The sequence below is a fragment of the Acrocarpospora pleiomorpha genome (assembly GCF_009687885.1).
GTDB classification, from domain to species: Bacteria; Actinomycetota; Actinomycetes; order Streptosporangiales; family Streptosporangiaceae; genus Acrocarpospora; species Acrocarpospora pleiomorpha.
On record NZ_BLAF01000051.1, the window covers coordinates 63,464 to 83,195 of the forward strand.

The following is a 19,732-nucleotide window of genomic DNA, read 5'->3' on the forward strand; positions in this document are numbered from 1 at the left end:
CTATGCAGGACATCAAACGCGTTCGTGTGGTCGTCACGGGCGATCGCGACGGCAGGTCGTATATCAGCTCGGATGCTCCCGCGCTGGGCGCTCTCGTGCAGCCGGGGCGACCGACGGCCCTCACGGATGTGTGGCACGTGGCGGGAGTACCCGCCGACCCGACGGACTCTGGGGAACCGCCGACTGACCGGCCGTTCACCCTGGCACCGCCGGCGAGCGGAATCGTGTTCCGAGTCGTGCAGTTCGATCCGGTGAGCGCCGACGAAATCGCCGCGATGGACGGTCGGGAAATCTTCGCGGCGATGAATGCCAGTGCTGACCATGTGGGTGGAGAGACCAGCCCGTTCATGCACAGGACAAGAAGTCTGGATTTCGGTCTGGTCCTCGAAGGGTCACTCACGATGCTGCTCGACGACGATGTCACCGAGGTATCCGCAGGCGACATCATCATCCAGCGGGCAACCAGTCACGCTTGGGAGAACCGTGGCTCGCAGCGCGCCTTGGTGGCGTTCGTCCTTGTCTCCGCGATGTAGTACCAAGTCACACGGCTGCGCCGGGGCCTGGCAGCGGGTCGACGTCGTTTGCGTGCATCGGCTCGCCGCAGTGGGCGCAGCGCAGGTCGACACGGCTGATCTCGCCGCACGCGTGGTGGCGGTAGAGCACTGGTGGGCCGGCCTCGCCCGCGAGCCATTTGTCTCCCCAGCCGGCCATGACCATGAGCAGGTCGACCAGCTCGGCGCCCTTCTCCGTCAGAACGTACTCGTAGCGCGGTCGCCGGTCATAGGGACGGCGCTCGAGCACGCCCTGGTCGACGAGGTGGTTCAGCCGCTCGGTCAGGACCTTACGCGAGATCCCGAGGTCGGCCTGAAGCTGCTCGAACCGGGTGAGCCCGACCCATACGTCACGCAGAACCAGCGGCGACCAGGGCTCCCCGATGACATCGAGCGTACGCGCGATCGAGCACGCCATCTTGCCGAAGTCCGTGCGCTGCATGGCACCAGTCTACCAACCAGAGTTCCCTTAGGAAACTGAAGCTGCCACCCTGCCTGTGTCAGCAGGGACATTGTGGGTATGCGGCAAGAAAGACGGTGAGGTGAGGACAATGCCACAGGGTTCCAGCCGTAAACGGGAACGCCAGTACGAGCACATCAAGGACAGTGCCAGGAAACGCGGCGAGAGCGAGAAGCGCGCCAAGGAGATCGCCGCCCGCACGGTGAACAAGGAGCGCGCCCGCTCAGGCGAGGCCAAGACCAAGAGCCGCACCTCCCTCGACGACATCTCCTCCTATCGCCGCGGCGGACTCCGCTCACATTCGGGCGCCGGCGGCCGCACCAAGCAACAGCTGTACGCCGAAGCCCAGCGCCGCAACATCAAGGGCCGCTCTTCCATGACAAAGGCGCAACTGGAGAAAGCACTCGGGTGAGATGCCCTGTCAGCGCTCATCCGGGTGGCGTGGGCCCCGGCTGATGCCACCCGGATGAGCGCGGTCCAACGCCGTTCGGAGCCCAGCTGAGATGGACCTGGACGGCAACCGGACCGCGCCCGTCGAAGTGGCGGTAGGCGTCCAGGACCCGCCCGGCATCCGGGCCGCCGACGGTGATCAGACCGTCCGTCTGCCACTTACGGCCATGAAGACGGCCGACCCCGTTCAAGCCGATGGCTGTTCTAATCCCCTTCCAGAAAAACGGCGACCTCCCCGAGTGCGTGGTGTCGGGCAATGTCACCGTTCTCCTCGCTGAGGTAGGTCCCACCGGCCGTGTTCACGACCTCCAGGGCCATCGCGGGCAGGTCGGCGTGCGGGTCCAGCGTCAGGCCCAGCGCCTGCGCCGCAACCGACTTGATCACCCACCGGCCGTACGTGGTGTCATGACCCGGCCCGATAGAGTCGTCACGGGTCTCAGGAGGCGAGGCGTGGTAGGCCTCCCACGCCCGCGCGGTGAAGCCTTTCTCCAAGTCGCGCAGCCGTAAGACCACCTCCCTGGAACGAGAGCCCTCCGCGATCAGGCCCAGCGCCTCCTCGACCAGAGGTCCGTCGATGCCCGCAGTCGTCACAGCCATGTCGGCGGCGATGCGGACGATCTCCGGCAGCTTGTCCGGCGTCGGCTCGGCGATGATCCGCGCGATCCTGGGGTCGGCCGCGGCGATGGCCCTCATCCGCTCATCAACCCGCAGCCTCGGCGCCGTGCGGGTGAAGACCGGGCGGCGCAACTGGTAGAGCGCGTGCCGGCGGGTCAGCCACTCCTCGTCGATCCTGACCCCGGACAACTCCTCGCCCACGGCGAACGCGGTGGCCTGCCAATCCGCCCGCCAGTCCGCCTCACTTACCGACAACTCGTCCAGCCACTCTCTGCCGGTCGCGCCCTCCAGGTCGAAGGCGTCGAACAGGGAGACGACCTCGCCGTGGCGGACATAACAGATGGAGGTGACCATATTGACGTTCCAGGCGACACGGTACGCCTCCCCGGAAGCCGTGATCGCGCCCAGCAGCGCCAGGTTGCCGCCGCGGAACGCGAACGGTTCCACGAGCACGGCCCACTCGCCATGACGGGCCACCAGCACGACCCCGCTGGCGTCCTCGTCCAGGTCCTCGTACGCGATGCCGAACAGCCCGTCGACGGTCTCCTCCGCGCCCGTGTCCGGATCCCCTCCGAAGACGCGCACCACCTCGTCGAGGTCACCGGTTCTGACCCAGGTGACGCAGGCGTTCTCAGCGTCGATCTCAGCCATGCAAATCCTCTGAATAGGTGAACGGGGAAGGTGAGGGCGACTCAGCATGCCGCCCTCACCCTGGTACCGGTCTGACGATCAGGAAACGAAGGGACAGATGTTCGCTCTGCGACAGGTGGTGTTTCGGTCAGCTCCAGTAGTCCCTCGCCGAAAGTCTGACCCATATGTCGGGTGGGCCAGTGATGGCCCGGGCGTCGGTCAGCCGCAGCCCCGCGCGGGCGCAGCAGTACGCCACGGCTTGACCCTTATAGAGGTACAGGGCGAGAACCTTCTCCGTCGAGTCCCCGCAATACACATCGCCACGAGTGTCCCGCTCCTCGATGACGCCGTCGCGGGCCACGGCGGCTGCCTCGGCGGCGGACAGGGCGACGTCGACGGGATCAGGGGTGAACAGGTCGGGGGTGGGAGTGGCCAGGCTGAGCCGTCCGGGGGACCAGACGGGTCCAGCGGGTGTCTTGCGCGATGTTGGTGAAGTTGAGCAGGCGTACGCACCGATCGCGTAACTGCGCATGGTCGTCAATATGGACGGCGCGGAGGCTAATGATGATCGGTTCTGGGTGAGTGTCAAGGGCACACCATCACCCTGATTCGCCGAACTTGACCAGCAGATAATTCAGCCAGGAGACTGATCGACTTGAAGGCGACCGAAAGGCTGTACCACCTACTTCGTTCCTATGACGACAGCGATGTTTCGATGCAGCAGTTTTACGCCGTCTGGTGTGAAGGGATCGCTGTCGAAGAGGCCCTGTCCATTCTGGACGCCGATCCGGACAGCGGCGTCCCGGACAGTTTCGGTGGGTGGGGATCCGGTTCGGACGGGAGTGGGGGCGGTGGTCTGCTGGTGGGGACAACCGGCGCCTGGCTGGTGCTCATCGGCGATTACCGCTGCACCGAGGATGAGATCTTATGCGCGCTGTCTCAGCCTGACAGACCGACCCTGGCCATCAGCTGGGATTTGCACGGTGCCAACGAGCTGAAATACGCCAGGGCCGGTGAGCTGATCACTACGATCGATATTTGCGACACGAACTACCGATCCGGCAGCGACCCAGCCGCGCTCGACCCTTACCTACACGACTTGCGCTTCAACATTGACGAGCACATCCCAGGCGAGCCCATGGTCGATCCGCGGGAGAGCTTCACCTCCGCAATGATCGCCATTGGCAGGATGGTGGGCGCCGACCTCGACAAGGACTGGCTGGACGCCACGCACACCTCCTATGCCGTACGAGCGGACTCAGAGTGGTGAGCAGATCCCATCGAACTCAAGATGGTTGTCCGGTGCCAGAACTGGTGCCGAGCGGTTGACCTGGCCTTCTAGGCTCGGCGCCCGGCTGTGGCGTCGGCTCAGGGGCGCTGGCCAGGCGTAACGGCGCGGGTTCCGCCTGGGCCGGAAGGGGCGAGAGGCCCACTCCCAGTGTCACAGAAGCCGCCAGGACGGGGATGAGGAGGCCGCGGACAGCGGCTCGATTGAGGCGGGAGGTCTGCCAGGAGCGGCACGGTGCGGGGGATCATGGGACGGGTGATCGTGTGGCGTCGGCGCCGGTTTTGGTGGTGGTGAGGGTTGCCAGCAGGTAGGAGGCGAGGGCGTAGGCCGGGGCGTACAGGAAGAACGGTGTTGCCCCGGCGCCCCGGTAGCAGGCGGACTCGTGGTCACCCAACGGCGGGCATACCGACAAATCCGAGAAAAGGGCGACCAGGTTGGCGCCGAGATTGGCCACTGCGAGGACGGCCAGCAGCCAGACCACGGTCCTGGCGAAGTGACGTTCCCGCCACAGCAACGCGGCGACGACCAGAACCACCGGCAGCGCCAAACCGATCGTGACAACCTCCACGTGCAGTACCGCCACCGCCACATCGAAGACCGCCGACCCCAGGTACCCGACGCCCAGCCCCTGCGCCAGCGAGAAGATCCCGATCCCGTCAAGCACAGATATGTCGTAATAGAACAACCCCGTGCTCGCGATGAGCGCTCCCCCGACATATGCCGACACCGTCGGAAGCAGCACGAACACCACGGCAGCCGACCAACGCATCCACATGCGTCGCAATCCTAGATCCGTTCCGCTGCTCCGCCACGCTCCGGCCCGAAACCGACTTATCGCCTTAGGGCGTTAATACCTAGCTGCGGGCGCGGAAACGGCGGCCCGGATTCTGCCGTCCATCGTGTGGGGCTCAAGCACTCGAATCACTTCCAGCGCAGAGTCCTTCATCTGGTGGGACGATCGCCCATCGGCAGCAGCGCGGCGAAGCGTTCGTGTGCTCGCGAGGTACGGCTTCGCGACGAGCTCCTGAAGAACGGAACCAGCTTCCGCGGCCTGGCATTTGCGGCGCTCGCAGGAGCCCCGGACCGTCACCTCAGCCGTTCAGTAGGGCATGGGCCAGCTGGTCGGCGGCCCACTCCTCCCAGCGGGCCGTGTCCCACCCGCACTCCCGCTGCAGCACCAGGAACAGGTCCGGTGACAGAAGGCCCACCGTGACGTCGGTCGCTCGCTCCTGGTCGAGTCCTGGACGCAGTGCGCCGAGCCCTGCCAGGATGCCGACGAAGGTGTTGTGCGCGGTCCGCCGCTGTTCGGCGTTCACTCGCCACTGCTCGGCCATCTCCGCGTCCCCTGACGCCGCGTCGCGGACCACCGCCAGAATCGCCGCCACCCGGTCGAAGATGATCCCGCTCGCGTGCACCCACCGCACGATCGCCTCGCGGGGGTCGGCCAACGCGCGCAGCTCGGTGAACCACGGGCGTTCCAGCAGCGGGACGGGCTCGTCGTCGCCCGCCGAGGCCACATCGACCACGTGTTTGAGCAGCTGGCTCTTGTTGCCGTAGTGGAAGTAGACGGTCTGCACCGACACCCCGGCCGTGTCGGCCACCTCCTGGAAGGTGGTGCCCGCGTAGCCCCGTACGGCGAACAGCTCGTGCGCCGCCCGCACGATGCGCCGCCTGGTGGGCGCGGAGCGTCGGTTCCGGGTGTTGACGTCAGTCACAAAATTAAAGTATCACTTTAAAGTACCACTACAAAGCAGGAGAGGACGTTGACCGTTCTCCACGGTTTCCACCACATCAAGCTGCCCGTGTCCGACGTGCGCAAGAGCGCGGACTGGTACGAACGGGTGCTGGGCCTCGACGTGGCGATCGAGTTCGTCGAGGAGGGCGAGCTGCGCGGTGTGGCCATGCGGGACGCCGGGCATAGCCTCATGATCGCGTTGCGCCAGGAGCCCGGGCGGGCGGCCGCCCTCGGGGGGTTCGATCCCCTGGCGCTCGGTGTGCCCACTCTGGACGCGCTGCGGGCGTGGGCCGCGCGCCTGGACGACCTCGGCGTGCCACACTCGGGCATCGCTGAGGGCAGCATCGGCTGGCTGGTCGGAGGCGTGACCGATCCCGACGGCATCGAGATCCGCCTCTACACGTTGCAGCAGCGAATGGAAACCCCATAAGAACTCCGGCCACCCACGTCGCCGGCGGCTGGCCTGGGGGATGCACGGACGCCCAGGATCCCGGACCCGCGTCGACAAACGCGGGAACGTAGCACCCATCCCCACGTCAAAGGCCACCTCCCGTGATGATCAGGAAGTGGCCTTTCGATTTCGTACGGCAGCACAAAGGGCGGACCGGGCCGGGCCACCAGCGCTCCCGGAGGACTATCCGGCGATGTAGAGAGTCTGCCAGGTGCCGTCGGCGAGGCAGCGAAGCTTCGTGGTGAGGGGTTCGGCGCAGATCAGCATCTCCACCTGGCGGACGTACTGTTTCCTCAGTGCGACTTTCTTGGGGGTCAGGAACGTGCAGGTACTGATGTGCTCATATGACGAATAGCTCGGGCTGTGGGTGAAGCGGAAGACAGCCCGGGCACAGGTGTTGACCACTGTCACTTCCGACGAGGTCAGGTCGCGAATCGCGCCGTCGATCCTCACCCAGAACAGGGAAGTCCGCACGAAAAGCTGTCCTTCCGGTGAAGGGGGTGGGCGCGCGACAAGGAATCGTGGGCCCGCTGGCTGACCCAGCTGAGGCAGTCGAGAACGGCGACGACCGCCGCGTCACCATGAACACCGAAGTCGGGCTCATGGAAAAGCGCAAATGTTCCGATGCGACTGGGCGAAGGTTCGGCTTTGGAGGGGACGTGCACACCGGAGGATGCGTCAACTACGCGGCCAGCCGGGTCTTCGTGATGCGAAGAGCAGGGACACCCGGTTTCCCCGAAGTCATCAAGCACATCGAAGAAGCGCTGAACCCAGCCACATTCCCGCCGCTGCGGGACGGGCACGACTGGGACGAACCTTCCTATCCGCCCGCCAGGCTACCCGCGAATGGGAAGCGCAAGGACATTCCAGAGAACTGGGCCGAGCCGGAGAACGAACCTCTGGTGCGCGTCGCCTCGGAATCCGAGGCCAAGCAGAACCGTGGTTAGTTCTCCAATCGAGAGTTGATGCTGGACGCAGGAACTCCCGCAGGCAGTTATGCTCGTGCCGGTATTATTGACATCGTCAGTCATCGGCTATTTCCCGGTCTCCGCAGGGGATTCGCTGGTGAGCCTTTCTTGATCGCATGCCCGTAGAATATGTCCCATGAATGCCCCCGATACTCCCCGCTACCCTTGGGCTGAGCGTCTCCGTACCGCCTATGCCGGGCCGGACGCTCTTCCGTATCCGCCTGATTGGGTGGGCATGGATCCCGCGAGCGAAGCCGAGATCCGTCGGCAGGAGGAGCGTCTCGGTCGGCGCCTGCCACCGAGTTACCGGGAGTTTCTCCAGGTGAGCAACGGCTGGGATGAACAGTCCAGCACCAGTCTTCACCTGTTGCCTATAGCCGAGGTCGGCTGGACTCGCGACGTCGACCCGCATCTCGCAAAATGGGGTCCCCCGCCGGGGACCCCGATCCGCGAGATGCCCAGCGATTATTTCTTCGACTATGACGCGCCGCAGGACCCGGATTACTTCGAAGTCGGGGACCACATTCCGCACACGCTGCACATTTCCGAGGACGTCGAGGGTCTCATCTACCTGCTCGATCCGTACGTCGTCACCTCCGGCGGTGAGTGGGAGGCGTGGTTTCTCGACACCACATCCGCGATCGGCGGGACCCGCTTCCGGTCGTTCTGGCATTTGATGGAGGACGCGTTCCGCGGCCACCCGTCCTGACCAGAGATTGGTGTGTCATCCGTGTTTGATTCCTGGAGTGGTGTATTGGAGTGACCGTGCGCGTTCACGGTTTTTGGAATGAGGCCATCATCAACACCGGGATGGCCCCCATTTTCTGCGGTACATGGACACGAGGGCTGCCGGTGGCCGAGGTCGCCGAACGTTTCGGCGCCGACGCCTCGACACGGAGGATCATGAGCTGGGACGACGTCTGGTCGGGATGGGTCCTGATCGGCGGTTTCGGTGAATGGCTGCTCGCGCTGGAGTGCCAGACACACCGGGGTGGGGACGAGGGCTTCCTCGCGTCGATGTCCCGCGGTGGCGCCGAGGCTGTCAACTACCGATGGCACATCGACGGCATCAGTCCTTTCGAGTACGCGGCCGACGGAGAACTGATCACCGGTTTCGACGTCGCCAACGGCGGCGGCGCGTTGCACAACTGGTACGGCCGGGACATCCACGCGCTCGATCCCTACCTCGAGGGTCTGCCGTTCCCCAAGGACGACTCCGCCCGGGGCGACGAATACCATTTCCGGTCGCACGGCTTCGCCGTCATTGAGCGCATGACCGGAGGACGCCTCGATCCTCAATAGCTGGAGACCGTCCGCGACGCTTACTACTTCGGCGACGGGACTCCCTGAGCGGAATATCGCCTGTGGGATGCCCACAGGGTTGATAAACGTGTACCGGAGAGCAGCCTAGGGATTTTGTGAAACACCAGGGTGGAGCCGGTGCGCGAATTTTGGCACGGCAGACGGCTGGCAGGACCGCATGCCCATCCTGCGCGAACTCCTCAGCATCGTGGCCCACCGCGACGACGACCAGGTCCGTCAGGCCGTCGTCCCCTTTCGCCGTCGCTGAGCCGATCAGGCCTCCCGGGTCAGGAACTGGTGGAGGCTCCGGCAGACCCGGATCAGCGAGGTCGAACCGCGCTTCTTCGCGTGCGCGGCCACCTCGGGGATCTCGCCCCGCGCGTCGGCCCATGTGGCGATGTCGATGGCCAGCATGACGGCGTCGGTGTGCAGACGCTGGGCCCGCTCGCCCTCCCTCGGAAGGAAGACGGCCAGGAAGTGGCGCAAGATCGTCCATACCTCGGCATGTGCGCCCTGCTTGGCGGCCAGCTCCAGTGAGGGCAACGCGGGGTCGGCCTCGTAGCGGGTGCGGCGGCCGAACAGGCCCAGCAGGCGGCCTGTCTCGGCGGCGGGGAGTGCGCCCTTGGCCGCCAGCTGAAGCAGTGGGGGCACCGCGTCGTCGCCCTCCACGGTGAGGAAGTAGGCCAGGACCAGGGCCGTCGCCGGGCCGGACGCGCCTTCGGCCAGGGTCAGGTTGCGGAGGTCGTCGATCGTGATGTCGGGCGGGTCGAAACGGTCGATCAGGCCGATCGCCAGATGGGCCGCCGCGAGCTCCCGGTGGTGGGGCGTCATGCCGGGCCAGAAGTGACGTGACACGCGCCGGAACGGGCGCATCTCGGGCGCGGTCAGCAGGGCGTCGAGGTGGGCGAGACCGGCGGGCTCCACGGGTTGCCAGCTCACGTTGGCGATGCCGCGCTGGTCGAGGACATGGTCGTCGTAGGGCACGACGCGGGAGCCGAGGTCGAGGGTCCAGGTCACCTCCACCTCCGGAGGTGGAGGCGCACCGCGCTCGAACCAGCGGGCCACCACCGCAGCGGCCGCCGAGCCGATGCCCTTCGCGCGTTCGGCCAGGTCGGGGGCGGGGTTGGGCGGGAGGCGTAACAGGGCCTGTTCCAGGTCCAGCGGGAGCGGTTCGCAGCCGGATTCCGCGCACACGGCCAGGCGGTTGAGCAAGGTCTCGGGGTCGAGGTGGCCGTCGGCGCGGGTGGGGGTGGCCAGCAGCACCGGGGGCAGGGCTCCGGCCTTCGCCGCGCGCAGGAGTTCGTCGAGGCGGGACAGGAGGAAGGCGTGGGGGCGGGCGCACTCCCGCAGGTGGGGGAGGCGGTTCCAGGGCGCAGGTTGCGCCTTCGGGTCGTAGAGGTCGGTCTGGACGTCGATCGCCCGCAGGATCTCCTCCTGTACGTAGTCGGGCATCTCGTGGAGCGGGACGACCGTGCGGAGGCCAGGGAACAGCTGGAAGGCCGTGGCCGCGACGTTCACCATGCCGTCGTACAGGGCCTGCCCGAGGTCGCCGGACAGGCCGGGGAAGGCCTGCTCCGCGTCGGCCATTGTCTTCCGGTACGACGGGCGCTGCCTCGGCGGACGGGACATGGGCGGCCCCGGATCTTCGCCGGGGTTGACCAGTTCCCTGGCCAGCGCGGTGCACCAGTCACGCGGGGACTGCCACGTCGGAGCGTCGTAGAGCACCGGCCGCAGGTGTTCGCCGAACCGCCGGGCCAGCGTTTCCTTCAGGGAGTCCGGGTTCGTATGTGCCTCCCGCGTGATCGCCGCCAGCCACGCCTCGACGTCGATCCAGCCGATCTCCTCCGGCGGGCCGCTTTCCAGGCCGGAGGTGGGGAACGGGCCGGGGATGGTGGCCTCGGGCAGGCGGCCGGGGGTGAAGTCGCTGGTCCAGCCTTCGGTGAAGCGCTCGAAGAGCTGCCGGGCTGACGCCGGGGGCAGCAGTTCGGCCGCCTCCAGGATCGGGGCGGGGTCGGTGAGGTGGTCGGCGTGCTTGAGGGTGAGGGTGACCGCGCGGTCGCGCACCTCGTGAGAGGCGTGCCCGTACGCGTTGGTCAGCGCGGTGACGTGGTCGGCCACACGTTCCGGTGCGGTGGCGAGGTCGCGGTCGAGCCAGGTCAGGCCCTTCACGGCGAGCTTGGCCTCGCGGCGGAAGGTCATCGCCTCGATGGCCTCGGCGACGTCCGCCGGGTCGAGCCGCGCCTGGCGCACCTGCTGCCACGCCAGCTCGGCGACCGGGCCCGGTGCGGCGGGCAGTAGACGCAGGTAGTCGCGCAGCCGCCCGGCCGACTCCTCTGGCGTGGGCGCCACGAGCGTGTGCAGCCGGACGAAGAAACGCAGGTCCTGCGCGTCGCCGCCGAGCAGGAAACGGCTCACGCAGCCGGTGATGATCTGCTCGCGCGGCAGCGTGCGGGCGGCCAGGGCCAGCCAGCGGGACGGCTTCGGGGTGAGCGTCTCGTTGACCAGCGCCCGGCCCGCGCCGGCCGCCTCGAAGATCTTCGGAAGCAGGTGGGGCGTGAGCGGGTCCTTGGCCACGCCCACCGCCGACAACCAGGCCGCCACCAGCGGCTCGTGGTCGGGTGGGGTGGCCTCGACGTCGCGCAGCAGTGCCAAGGCCGGCGGCACGATCCGGTCGTCGGGACGGCGGATGCGGCGCGCGAGCCGTACCGCCAGATCGGCACGCCAGGCCACCGGGCGACCGGAGACCGCCTTCACCAGCCGGTGCGGGCTCGGCGCGCCGGACCAGCGGGGATTGAGGTCGCGCTTCATCAGCCAGGTGGCCACCCCGGCCGGGCCGGGAATGGTCGCCGCGCCCACCATCATCAGCACCTCGGACGGGCCGGTGACCTGGTCGTCGGCGGTCCAGTCGAAGGCGTCCCAGCCGACGGTGGCGGCCAGCAGCGGGCTCTCGCGGAGCTCGGCGAGCAGGCCCGGCAACTCGGCGGCGACGGTGGCGCGCTCGGCGTCGGTGAGCTTCGGCAACCGCAACGCCAGACCCTCGGCGTCGTGGTTGAGCACAAGATTCCTGATCTCGGTACGGATGCCGTCAGAGGTCATGACGTGGCTCCGGTGAGCTGGGCGTGGAGGCGCTTGCACTCGTGGACGAAGCGGATCGTCCGGCGGCTCCGCGCGAACTCGCCGACGACCGAGATCTCCCCGCGCGCGCCGGTCCAGCGTGCCACGTCGCCGGCGAAGGCGACGAGTTCGGCGTGAGTCACGGTGATGCGCTGCCCCTCGCCCGGCAGCATCCCGGGCAGCAGGGCGCGCAGGATGCGCCACACCTCGTGGTGGCCGCCGGCGTCGGCCAGTTCGGTCAGGGCCGCGATGGCGGGGCGGGTCTCCCGCCAGGTGCGGCGCAGCACCAGCGCGAGCTGGCGGCCGATCGCCTCGGCGGGCAGCTCGCCCCTGGCGGCCATGCTCAGGACCAGCGGGATCATGCCGGGCACGCTGTCGGCCAGGAGGAAGGCAAGGATCACCGCCGTGGACTCGCCCATCGGGCCCTGGGCGATCTCCAGGCCGGTGATCTCCGTCGGAGCCACCCACGCGCCCCAGCGGCCGCGCAGCAGGAAGGGCAGGAAGTTGACGGCCACGACCTCGCGGTGCGAGGGCAGCATGGCGGGCCACGCCCGGAGCGTGCCGCCGAACTCGTCGGCCGCCCACTCGAACGGCTGGCGCAGCAGCACCTCGTCGATCAGCCGATGGCCGGTCGGGGCCGTCACCCGCAACACCGGCTGCAGCCTGACCTCGGTGAAGTGTTCCGGTTCGCCGTCGCCGAACTCGACCATGGACGCGCCGACCATGTGGCGCCACACGTGGCCGCACTCGGGATCGGCCATTCCGTCGCCGGCGAGCCAGCGGGCGGCCGAGCGCGCCGCCTCCGAGTCGACCTTGGCGGCCCGGTCGGCTGCGGCCCGGTGGCAGCCCCGGGGCAACCGCAGCAGCGCCTGCGCCAGGTCGGCAGGGGGTGGCTCCACGCCGGCGGCGGCGCAGGTCTCCAACCGGTCGATCAGCACATCGGGGTCGAGGTGGCCGCTCATCCAGGTCGGCGTGGCCAGCAGCACCGGCGGCAGGGTGCCGTTGCGGAGGGCCTCGGCGAGTTCCGCGTAACGGTGCAGCAGGAAGTCGTGGAGCGGGGGGACGCGATTGGGGTGGGGCAGCTGGTTGCGCCGCCGCCATTCGTCGTGCTCGGGCAGCTCCTTGGGCATGAAGGAACGCAGCCGGGGCGGGACGAAGACGACGGTCACCTGCACGAGCGGCTCACCCGGGCTCGGCGGGGGCACCTGCTCCGCTGCCCGCATCGCCGCGATCCGAACGGGGTCCACACCGAGCTCGGCCATGTGCTCGTAGGCGCGGTCGAGGATGAAGGACGGCATGGCCTCCACGGAGTCGTCGTACAAGACGCCGGGCTTCGTCCGCACCGCACGGAGGCGATCCGGCAGTCTGTCGTCGCGGATCTCCTCGTCGTCGGTGGGGGAGCCGTTCAGGTGGATCCGGCCCCTGGCGAAGGGGATCTGCCGATCGCCCTCGTGGGCGACCGCCCGGTCCGGGCCGTCGTCGCTGGTCCAGGTGATGAAGAAGGCGCGCAGAGGGGTGTCGTCGTCGAGGTAGCGGCCAGGCCGGTAGGTGCCGCCCACCGTGATCCGCCGGGGTGACGCCTCCGTGTCGGGCTCCTCGCCACGGGTGAGGGCACGCACTCTCACGGAGTGGCTGGCGTCGTCCCAGAACTTCTTCGGCCCGATCGGCGGTAGCTCCGGCACGCTGCCGGGGGTGACGAGCTCGGCGGACAGCGCCGACTGCCAGTCGTCGAGCTCGAGGCGCACCTTCCTGGACCGCCAGTAGCCTTGGTCCTGCTCGACGTGGGGCTTGAGCTTGCGGCGCAGTTTCGCACGGTCGTCGGCGATCCCGGCGACGAAGGCCGCCAGCCAGCGCTCCTGGCCGATCCAGCGCTCGTGGTAGTCGGGGAAGATCGACGGCTCGGGGAACCGCCGCGACTCCGCCAGCTCGGGCAGCGGCGGGAACTCCTTCTGCTCCAGCAGTTCCTCGACCGGGGCCTCCCCGCCGAACTGCTCGGCCAGCTTCGCGCCCAGGTCGGCGGGGAGGTGGCGGACGCCGTCGAGGATCGCCTCGGCGTGGTCGGCGAACAGGTCGGCGTATTTCAGGGTCAGCTCGACCGCGCGGTTGCGCACGTCGAAGGACTTGTGCGCGTACGCCGTGGTCAGCGCCGTCACGAAGTCGGAGGCCGCCTCGGGCGTGGCCCGGATCGTCTGGTCGAGCCAGCGCAGGCCCGTGGCGGCGAGCTTGGCCTCGTCCCGGAAGGTGAGCGCGTCGACCGCCTCGACCAGGTCGGCGCGGTCGAGCGGCATCGCCCCGCGCACCTGCCCGGCGGCCAGCTCGGCGACCGTGCCCGGAGCCGACGGCAACAACCGCAGGTAGTCGCGCAGGCGGGCAGCGGACTCCGCGGGCGTGGGGTCGAGGAGCGTGTGCAGCCGGACGAAGAATCGCAGGTCCTGCGCCTCGCCGCCGCGCAGGAAACGGCTCACGCAACCGTCGAGCACCTGCTCCTTGGGCAGCTCGCGGGCGGCGGCGGCCAGCCAGCGGCTTGGCCGGGGCTCCAGCCGCTCGTCACGGAGGGCGCGGCCCGCGCCGTCGGCATCGAAGACACGAGGCAGCAGCACGGGGGTCAGCGGGTCACCGGCCACGCTCGGCGCGGCCAGCCAGGCGGCCACCAGCGGGTCGTGGTCGGGCGGCACGGCGCCGGACTCGCGCAGCAGCGCCACGGCCAGCGGCGCGATGCGGTCAGCGGGACGGCGCACCCGCTGGGCCAGCCGGACCGCGACATCGCGACGCCACTCCCAGGGCCGGGTGGCCGCCACCCGCCACACCTGGGCGACGTTGGGGTCCTCGGCCCAGCGGCGGTTGACGTCGCGGCTGGTCATCCACGTCACCGCGGCCGCCGGGCCGGTGATGACGCCGACACCGGTCAGCAGCAGCGCGCTGGCCAGTTCGTCGAGCAGGTCGCCGACCTCCCAGGAGGCCATCTCCTCGAAGTCGTCGGGATGCTGGGCGCGCACCTGCTCGGTGCGGGCGCGGCGCAGCTCCTTGACGAGGCCGGGCAACCGCCCGCCCAGCTCGGCGCGCTCCTCCTCGGTGAGCGTGACCAGCCGGTCGGCCAGGCGGGTGACCTGGTTGCGAGTGACCAGGTCGCAGATCTCCGTCCAGAGGGTCATCGGGAGACCTCCACGGCGGCGCGGGCGACGATCCGGGCGGCCAGCACGTGTTTGCACGGCCCACGGGAGCCGCGATGGTCCCACCACCACTCGCAGGTGCAGGAGCCGTCGGTCAGCGAGACCCGGCGCGCGCCGCCCGAGGTGCGGACGGTGGCCAACTCGCCTTCGAGGTGTACGGCACCCGCGTCGACGAGCTTGCGCGCCTTGGCCAGCCGCGGGTTGAGCAGGATCACGTTGTCCTTGTCATAGGGCAGCTCACGGTGGAAGTGGGCGGCCTCCGACAGGTCGTAGCCGACCCGGCCGGCGACGCCGAGCTGCGTCAGCGCGGCGCGCACCCGGTCGGCGGGGATGCCCGCGCGGTCGGCCAGCAGGCCGATCTCGACCTCGGGTTCGAAGTTGAGCAGCATGCCCACGACGTCGGCGTCGTTCTCGGCCTCGTCGGTGGCCAGGTCGTCGAGCACCGCGCCCTCGCCGGAGAAGCCGCGCCAGCGCTCGGGCGAGAGGGTGAGCGTGTAGCGCATGCCCGGCAGCTCCAGCTCCCAGGCGCTGGAGGCGGCGTCGGCCGGGCCGTACATCCGGAGGGACTTCGCGAAGCGCAGCAGCGGCAGGAGGGTGCCGAGCCGGTTGGGGCCGGCGAGCTGGACCGAGCCCGGAACCTGACGGTCGGAGACCTTCAGCTCACGCCCCGCTTGCGCCACCCACACCGTGCCCTTCTTGGGCAGCCCGCGCAGGAACCGCACCGCCGCCATGCCGGTCAGCTCACCGCGCTGATCCATGCCCGAGGCGATGACCTGCACCTCGGCGAATCCGCGTAGCCAGCGCTCGGGCAGCGGCACCTTCTTCTCCACCACCGCGCCGTCCATCGTGGTCACGACCAGCTCGTCGAGGCCCACCCCCAGGTGCAACGGGTCACGCGCGCCGATGCGCGCCAGCGCCTCCCGGAGCGGCGCGTTCACGTCGACGTTGGTGGTGCCCCGGTCGAACACCTCGCCGTCGAGCGAGCCGTTCAGCAGATCAAGCCGGGCATACACCCCGCCACAGGCCGAGAACGACTCGAACCGCAACCGGTCTCCGTTGCATGTCACCACCGGGTCGCGCACCCAGCCGGGCCGCGCCTGCGGCTGGTGGTAGCGGGCCAGCGCCACGTCGGCGACGCCGAGCAGGGCCGCGGCGGCGGGGGCCGCCTGGGTCACCACGCCGCTGAAGAACCGGGGGGCCACGGCCGGGCCGGACAGGGCCCGCCCGCCGGAGGTCGCCAATCCGAGACGACCGTCGACAAGGGAGGAGGGCGCGGCGTACGTGTACGCCTGCGTCGCTGAAGTCATGGCCGGGACACTAGATCGCCCCACCGACAAAACCAGCGCGGCCGATGTCGAGGAGATGAAAAGATCCTTTTGACCATCCACGTGCCGAGCTCGCCCGGCCTGGCGGTTCGACGCCAGGTCAGGCGAGCGAGCGAGATCGGCCCGATCTCAGGACCCTGACGTGGCCGTCGGCTCCGGCGGTGCGCCGGCGTCCCCGATCTTCTTCATGATGTTCGATGGCACGGGTCCAGCAGGGCTGATCATCAGCATGACCTGCCCAGGTGCGTACGGCTCGATGCTTGTCACCCGCCACGTCGGGTCGACCTTCGACCGAGGTGTGAGATCCCCATAGCCCCGCCCGTCCGGAAGAGACCATTGGACGTTGTAGTGCGCGATCGTCAGGTGCTTCTGGGCGATCAGCCCCTCCACCTCGGCGACGGTACGCCCCTTGACAGAGACGCCCTCCAGGGCTTCGCCCTTCGCCGTCGAGGCGTTGGTGGAGGTGTACGGCTCACCGGGTCGGGCGGCGCGCCCGAGGACCACCACGGCTTTGCCGGTGAACCCCGCCTTGATGCGCAGGCCGATCGGGCACTGAGCGCCGCTCGCCGTCCTGCAGGAAGGATCGTCAATCGATGCGATCTTCTGGTTTCCTTCCATCATCACGATTGTCCCTACCACGCTGGGCGAGACGGGGACCAACTTCAGGTCGATGTCGAAGCCGCACGTGCGGAAGTCGTCCCTGAGCCGCTTCTGGTCGGCGAGCGGATCCATGATGCGGGCGACCACATAGTCATGGTCTTTGGAGCAGGTCACGGCGGCTTGAGCCGTGGACGCGTTCTGTCCGAGCATCGCGGTCCCCGTCACCACGGCCACGGTCACTGCGGCGGCTCCGATCGCCAGGCGATCCATCACACCGAGTCTGTGTCGGCGGCCGAGCGCAGGTTCCCGAAATCCACCGACATTTCCTGCACCCGGCCGTCCGCACCTGCCGCCGCGATCCTCCCTGTTCGACTCTTCCCTACCCTGAGATTCCCTCCATGTGCACAGAAAGACGTCAGAGCGTAAGATCCGCGATCCCAGGGGACAGCGGCTCCTACGGACCCGTGACGCGGGACCCGCTACGGCGATGCCATCGCCCTGTTCTACCGTCGTGCGGTGGCACCGCGATCCGATGAAACGGCGTCTTGCTCGTGCCTGCGTGCCGAAACAGCGCAGGCGCCCACCCACGATCCGTTCCATCCGCGCCCTCGTCCCGGGTAGCCCTCGGCACCCCCAAATAAGAGTCTTAGATGCAACTTTGATACGGTTTCCACTGTGAGGCTGACGAAGTTCACCGATCTCGCGTTGCGGGTCACTATGCGTTTGGCGGTCGTCGACGGGACGACGACGCCCACGTCGAGGGAAGTGGCCGAGTCGGTAGCCGCCTCGTATACCCACATCGCGAAGGTGGTGAGCCGGCTTCAGCATCTCGGGGTGGTGGAGGCGAAACGCGGGCGAGGTGGTGGGCTTGAGATCACAAGCGCCGGTCGGCGGGCGTCTGTCGGCTGGCTGGTGCGCGAACTCGAAGGACCGGGAGATGTGGTCGGTTGCGAAGACGCGCCGCCCTGCCCCCTACGCGGAGCGTGCCGTCTGCGCGGCGCACTCCGCGAGGCGCAGGAGGCGTTCTACGCCGCGCTTGACCCGCTGACCATACAGGACCTCGTCAGCGGGCCCACGCGACCGGTGCTGGTTCAGTTGCTCACCCCCTCTCGCACGTAGCGAGATCAACTCTGACCCACGTCAGCTGGGGGTTTGCGGCCAAAAATACGAATCTGATTTGCATATTTGGGAGATACAATGCTGTCTGAGCAGTCCGCCGGCGTCGTCCGCGCCACCCTGCCGATCATCGCCGAGACGATCGACCAGATCACCCTCGCCTTCTACCAGAGGATGTTCAGCGCTCACCCCGAGCTCCTCCGAGACCTGTTCAACCGGGGCAATCAGGCAAACGGCACCCAGAGCCGCGCACTGGCGGGCTCCATCGCGGCCTTCGCTTCCATGCTGATCGACTATCCCGAACACCGTCCCGACCAGTTGCTCGACCGCATCGCCCACAAGCACGCCTCGCTGGGCGTCACCGCGGAGCAGTACACGATCGTCCACCGGCACCTGTTCGCCGCCATCGCCAAGGTGCTCGGCGATAGCCTCACCGACGAGGTCGCCGCCGCGTGGAACGAGGTGTACTGGCTGATGGCCGGCGCACTGATCGCGCGGGAGTCGCGCTTGTACGCGCTGACGGGGATCGCGGACGGAGATGTCTGGCGGCCCTGGCGGGTGGTTGGCCGTATCGAGGAGACCTCTGATGTGGCAACCTTCATGCTGCGCCCCGCCGACCGCGGCCCGATCCCGCCGTTCCAGCCCGGCCAGTATATCTCGGTGCAGGTCGAGCTCCCTGACGGGGCACGCCAGATCCGGCAGTACAGCCTGTCGTGTGCGCCTGACGGCACCGACCGGTGGATCGCGGTGAAGCGGGTCACCGGCGCACCTGAGGGCGAGGTGTCGAACTGGCTGCACGCCAACATCCGTGAGGACGACGTGCTCAGTGTGAGCGCGCCCTTCGGCGACGTCGTACTCGACGACGAGGACTGCCCCGTGCTGCTCGCCTCGGCGGGCATCGGCTGCACTCCGATGATCAGCATGCTGGCCCATCTGGCCGCCGTCGGCACCACCCGGCCGGTGACCGTGGTTCACGGCGACCACTCGGAGCGCACCCATGCGTTCCGCTCCGACCTTGGACTGCTCACCGAGAAGATCCCCCAGGCGGCCACCCACGTGTGGTACGAAAACCCCCAAGGGCCATGGCCGGCAGTACGCACCGGCCTGGTCGACCTGTCGGGTATCGAAATCCCCGAAGACACCCGCGCCTACCTCTGCGGACCCGTGCCGTTCATGCGCTCGGTGCGCGCTCAGCTCCTCCAGTACGGCGTTCCCGCCTCCCGCATCCACTACGAGGTCTTCGGCCCCGACTTGGGCCTCGACCTCCCAGCGGGAGTCGATGCGGCGCGGTGAGGTCGGCGACGCCATCCCCATCTGGAGTGAGCACTTCGTGCCTGTCTTCCCGGCCGAAAATCAGCGGCGTATCCTGCTCGAACACGGACTCTATGACTCCTTCATGGCCCAATGGGTCAGCATCGAAAACGTCCATGAGGTGGCCCGGCGGCTGCAAGTCGCAATGGAGACGACAATCGCGTGCGACTTGCAGGCCGCCATGAGATCGTACGGCACCAGGTCCAGAAAACCATGGCGAGCTTGGATCGCCCGCCTTGCTCCCGGCTGGTCTCTGGTCGTTTATCTAGATGGCTGGATGTCAGATTCGGATCCGCTCAGCCTCGGCGGGCAGCGCGTTTTCGACGTCTCATGCATCAGCGGCATAGAAGAAATCGAAGAACTTTTCTACACCCATGATGGGGTATGCACGGGCACCATCTACGACGAGGAAGAATACCGCATTCACTGGTCGGATCTGAAATACGATCTAACGTCGGTGGAAGGACAGCTGGAGGAGTATCTATGCATCTTGGGAAGAGTCGCCGGACGCTTTCTCGACCATGACTTGTTCTCCTCGCAAGGACTGCTGATCGAACTCAGCGCGAATCGCCAACCAGTTTGAGTTCCGTGTGAGTAGCCCGATAGGCCGTCCGGTTGAAGATCGGACGGCCTAGCGAGCTTGGCT

The 19,732-nt window shown here is 68.1% G+C and carries 20 protein-coding genes; 10 read left to right on the forward strand and 10 right to left on the reverse strand.

The features are described from left to right. Nucleotides 1-2 precede the first annotated feature (2 nt). On the forward strand, nt 3-533 hold the full coding sequence (locus Aple_RS36065) for a cupin domain-containing protein (protein WP_155349234.1): 531 nt from the start codon (nt 3-5) through the stop codon (nt 531-533). A 7-nt stretch (nt 534-540) separates the two neighbouring features. Here Aple_RS36065 and Aple_RS36070 read toward each other — a convergent pair whose 3' ends face one another. Continuing rightward, nucleotides 541-993, reverse strand: coding sequence for a winged helix-turn-helix transcriptional regulator (locus Aple_RS36070; RefSeq protein WP_155349235.1), 453 nt, complete (start codon nt 991-993; stop codon nt 541-543). A gap of 109 nt (nt 994-1,102) precedes the next feature. On the opposite strand from Aple_RS36070, the gene Aple_RS36075 reads away from it, so the two are divergent. Then, nucleotides 1,103-1,423: a plasmid stabilization protein gene (locus Aple_RS36075; protein WP_155349236.1), complete on the forward strand. Its 321-nt coding sequence runs from the start codon at nt 1,103-1,105 to the stop codon at nt 1,421-1,423. Between the two features lie 242 nt (nt 1,424-1,665). Here the strand turns inward: Aple_RS36075 and Aple_RS36080 are convergent, their stop codons facing one another. Then, nucleotides 1,666-2,727, reverse strand: coding sequence for a DUF6461 domain-containing protein (locus Aple_RS36080; RefSeq protein WP_155349237.1), 1,062 nt, complete (start codon nt 2,725-2,727; stop codon nt 1,666-1,668). Between the two features lie 127 nt (nt 2,728-2,854). Then, the gene (locus tag Aple_RS36085; protein ID WP_155349238.1) at nt 2,855-3,238 is read right to left on the reverse strand and encodes a hypothetical protein; all 384 of its coding nucleotides are present in this window, start codon (nt 3,236-3,238) and stop codon (nt 2,855-2,857) included. Between the two features lie 123 nt (nt 3,239-3,361). On the opposite strand from Aple_RS36085, the gene Aple_RS36090 reads away from it, so the two are divergent. Continuing rightward, nucleotides 3,362-3,976, forward strand: coding sequence for a DUF6461 domain-containing protein (locus tag Aple_RS36090; protein ID WP_155349239.1), 615 nt, complete (start codon nt 3,362-3,364; stop codon nt 3,974-3,976). Between the two features lie 262 nt (nt 3,977-4,238). Here the strand turns inward: Aple_RS36090 and Aple_RS36095 are convergent, their stop codons facing one another. Together Aple_RS36095 and Aple_RS36100 are read right to left on the reverse strand one after the other, a co-directional pair. Beyond that, nucleotides 4,239-4,769, reverse strand: coding sequence for a hypothetical protein (locus Aple_RS36095; protein WP_155349240.1), 531 nt, complete (start codon nt 4,767-4,769; stop codon nt 4,239-4,241). 316 nt (nt 4,770-5,085) lie between these two features. Then, nucleotides 5,086-5,709 (reverse strand): TetR/AcrR family transcriptional regulator, encoded by a 624-nt coding sequence (locus Aple_RS36100; RefSeq protein WP_155349241.1) that lies wholly within the window; start codon nt 5,707-5,709, stop codon nt 5,086-5,088. Between the two features lie 48 nt (nt 5,710-5,757). Between Aple_RS36100 and Aple_RS36105 the strand changes: the two genes are divergently transcribed. Next, nucleotides 5,758-6,159, forward strand: a complete 402-nt coding sequence (locus Aple_RS36105; protein ID WP_155349242.1) for a VOC family protein — start codon at nt 5,758-5,760, stop codon at nt 6,157-6,159. A gap of 204 nt (nt 6,160-6,363) precedes the next feature. Here the strand turns inward: Aple_RS36105 and Aple_RS36110 are convergent, their stop codons facing one another. Beyond that, the gene (locus tag Aple_RS36110) at nt 6,364-6,654 is read right to left on the reverse strand and encodes a hypothetical protein (protein WP_155349243.1); all 291 of its coding nucleotides are present in this window, start codon (nt 6,652-6,654) and stop codon (nt 6,364-6,366) included. Nucleotides 6,655-6,701: 47 nt separating this feature from the next. Here Aple_RS36110 and Aple_RS36115 point away from each other — a divergent pair, with 47 nt between their 5' ends. The 3 genes from Aple_RS36115 to Aple_RS36125 all read left to right on the forward strand — a co-directional run bounded on the left by Aple_RS36115 (nt 6,702) and on the right by Aple_RS36125 (nt 8,450). Further along, the gene (locus Aple_RS36115) at nt 6,702-7,127 is read left to right on the forward strand and encodes a hypothetical protein (protein WP_155349244.1); all 426 of its coding nucleotides are present in this window, start codon (nt 6,702-6,704) and stop codon (nt 7,125-7,127) included. Between the two features lie 157 nt (nt 7,128-7,284). Then, complete coding sequence (locus Aple_RS36120) at nt 7,285-7,857, forward strand: SMI1/KNR4 family protein (protein WP_155349245.1); 573 nt, start codon at nt 7,285-7,287, stop codon at nt 7,855-7,857. A 101-nt stretch (nt 7,858-7,958) separates the two neighbouring features. After that, nucleotides 7,959-8,450, forward strand: coding sequence for a DUF6461 domain-containing protein (locus Aple_RS36125; protein WP_155349246.1), 492 nt, complete (start codon nt 7,959-7,961; stop codon nt 8,448-8,450). Between the two features lie 273 nt (nt 8,451-8,723). Here the strand turns inward: Aple_RS36125 and Aple_RS36130 are convergent, their stop codons facing one another. The 4 genes from Aple_RS36130 to Aple_RS36145 all read right to left on the reverse strand — a co-directional run bounded on the left by Aple_RS36130 (nt 8,724) and on the right by Aple_RS36145 (nt 16,929). Further along, nucleotides 8,724-11,546 (reverse strand): hypothetical protein, encoded by a 2,823-nt coding sequence (locus Aple_RS36130; protein WP_155349247.1) that lies wholly within the window; start codon nt 11,544-11,546, stop codon nt 8,724-8,726. Continuing rightward, nucleotides 11,543-14,716: a DUF7824 domain-containing protein gene (locus tag Aple_RS36135; protein WP_155349248.1), complete on the reverse strand. Its 3,174-nt coding sequence runs from the start codon at nt 14,714-14,716 to the stop codon at nt 11,543-11,545. The genes Aple_RS36130 and Aple_RS36135 overlap by 4 nt, the downstream gene beginning before the upstream one ends. Continuing rightward, nucleotides 14,713-16,041 carry an SWIM zinc finger family protein gene (locus tag Aple_RS36140; RefSeq protein ID WP_155349249.1) on the reverse strand — a complete coding sequence of 443 codons (1,329 nt, stop codon included), beginning with the start codon at nt 16,039-16,041 and terminating at the stop codon, nt 14,713-14,715. The genes Aple_RS36135 and Aple_RS36140 overlap by 4 nt, the downstream gene beginning before the upstream one ends. A gap of 147 nt (nt 16,042-16,188) precedes the next feature. Further along, the gene (locus Aple_RS36145; RefSeq protein ID WP_155349250.1) at nt 16,189-16,929 is read right to left on the reverse strand and encodes a hypothetical protein; all 741 of its coding nucleotides are present in this window, start codon (nt 16,927-16,929) and stop codon (nt 16,189-16,191) included. A gap of 405 nt (nt 16,930-17,334) precedes the next feature. On the opposite strand from Aple_RS36145, the gene Aple_RS36150 reads away from it, so the two are divergent. The 3 genes from Aple_RS36150 (at nt 17,335) to Aple_RS36160 (ending at nt 19,669) form a co-directional block, all read left to right on the forward strand. Further along, nucleotides 17,335-17,778 carry an RrF2 family transcriptional regulator gene (locus Aple_RS36150; protein WP_155349251.1) on the forward strand — a complete coding sequence of 148 codons (444 nt, stop codon included), beginning with the start codon at nt 17,335-17,337 and terminating at the stop codon, nt 17,776-17,778. A gap of 78 nt (nt 17,779-17,856) precedes the next feature. Further along, a complete protein-coding gene (locus Aple_RS36155; RefSeq protein ID WP_155349252.1) occupies nt 17,857-19,068 on the forward strand; it encodes a globin domain-containing protein in 1,212 nt (403 codons plus the stop codon). Next, nucleotides 19,055-19,669, forward strand: a complete 615-nt coding sequence (locus tag Aple_RS36160) for a hypothetical protein (RefSeq protein WP_155349253.1) — start codon at nt 19,055-19,057, stop codon at nt 19,667-19,669. Before Aple_RS36155 ends, Aple_RS36160 begins: the two co-directional genes overlap by 14 nt. The last annotated feature ends 63 nt before the right edge of the window (nt 19,670-19,732 follow it).

Bases quoted from the DNA above. Each gene is read 5' to 3' on its own strand.
- Aple_RS36160 (WP_155349253.1), top strand. From the start codon at position 19,055: ATGCGGCGCGGTGAGGTCGGCGACGCCATCCCCATCTGGAGTGAGCAC.
- Aple_RS36065 (WP_155349234.1), top strand. From the start codon at position 3: ATGCAGGACATCAAACGCGTTCGTGTGGTCGTCACGGGCGATCGCGAC.
- Aple_RS36155 (WP_155349252.1), top strand. From the start codon at position 17,857: ATGCTGTCTGAGCAGTCCGCCGGCGTCGTCCGCGCCACCCTGCCGATC.
- Aple_RS36145 (WP_155349250.1), bottom strand. From the start codon at position 16,929: ATGGATCGCCTGGCGATCGGAGCCGCCGCAGTGACCGTGGCCGTGGTG.
- Aple_RS36070 (WP_155349235.1), bottom strand. From the start codon at position 993: ATGCAGCGCACGGACTTCGGCAAGATGGCGTGCTCGATCGCGCGTACG.
- Aple_RS36095 (WP_155349240.1), bottom strand. From the start codon at position 4,769: ATGTGGATGCGTTGGTCGGCTGCCGTGGTGTTCGTGCTGCTTCCGACG.
- Aple_RS36130 (WP_155349247.1), bottom strand. From the start codon at position 11,546: ATGACCTCTGACGGCATCCGTACCGAGATCAGGAATCTTGTGCTCAAC.
- Aple_RS36140 (WP_155349249.1), bottom strand. From the start codon at position 16,041: ATGACTTCAGCGACGCAGGCGTACACGTACGCCGCGCCCTCCTCCCTT.
- Aple_RS36075 (WP_155349236.1), top strand. From the start codon at position 1,103: ATGCCACAGGGTTCCAGCCGTAAACGGGAACGCCAGTACGAGCACATC.
- Aple_RS36120 (WP_155349245.1), top strand. From the start codon at position 7,285: ATGAATGCCCCCGATACTCCCCGCTACCCTTGGGCTGAGCGTCTCCGT.
- Aple_RS36135 (WP_155349248.1), bottom strand. From the start codon at position 14,716: ATGACCCTCTGGACGGAGATCTGCGACCTGGTCACTCGCAACCAGGTC.
- Aple_RS36085 (WP_155349238.1), bottom strand. From the start codon at position 3,238: ATGCGCAGTTACGCGATCGGTGCGTACGCCTGCTCAACTTCACCAACA.
- Aple_RS36080 (WP_155349237.1), bottom strand. From the start codon at position 2,727: ATGGCTGAGATCGACGCTGAGAACGCCTGCGTCACCTGGGTCAGAACC.
- Aple_RS36125 (WP_155349246.1), top strand. From the start codon at position 7,959: ATGGCCCCCATTTTCTGCGGTACATGGACACGAGGGCTGCCGGTGGCC.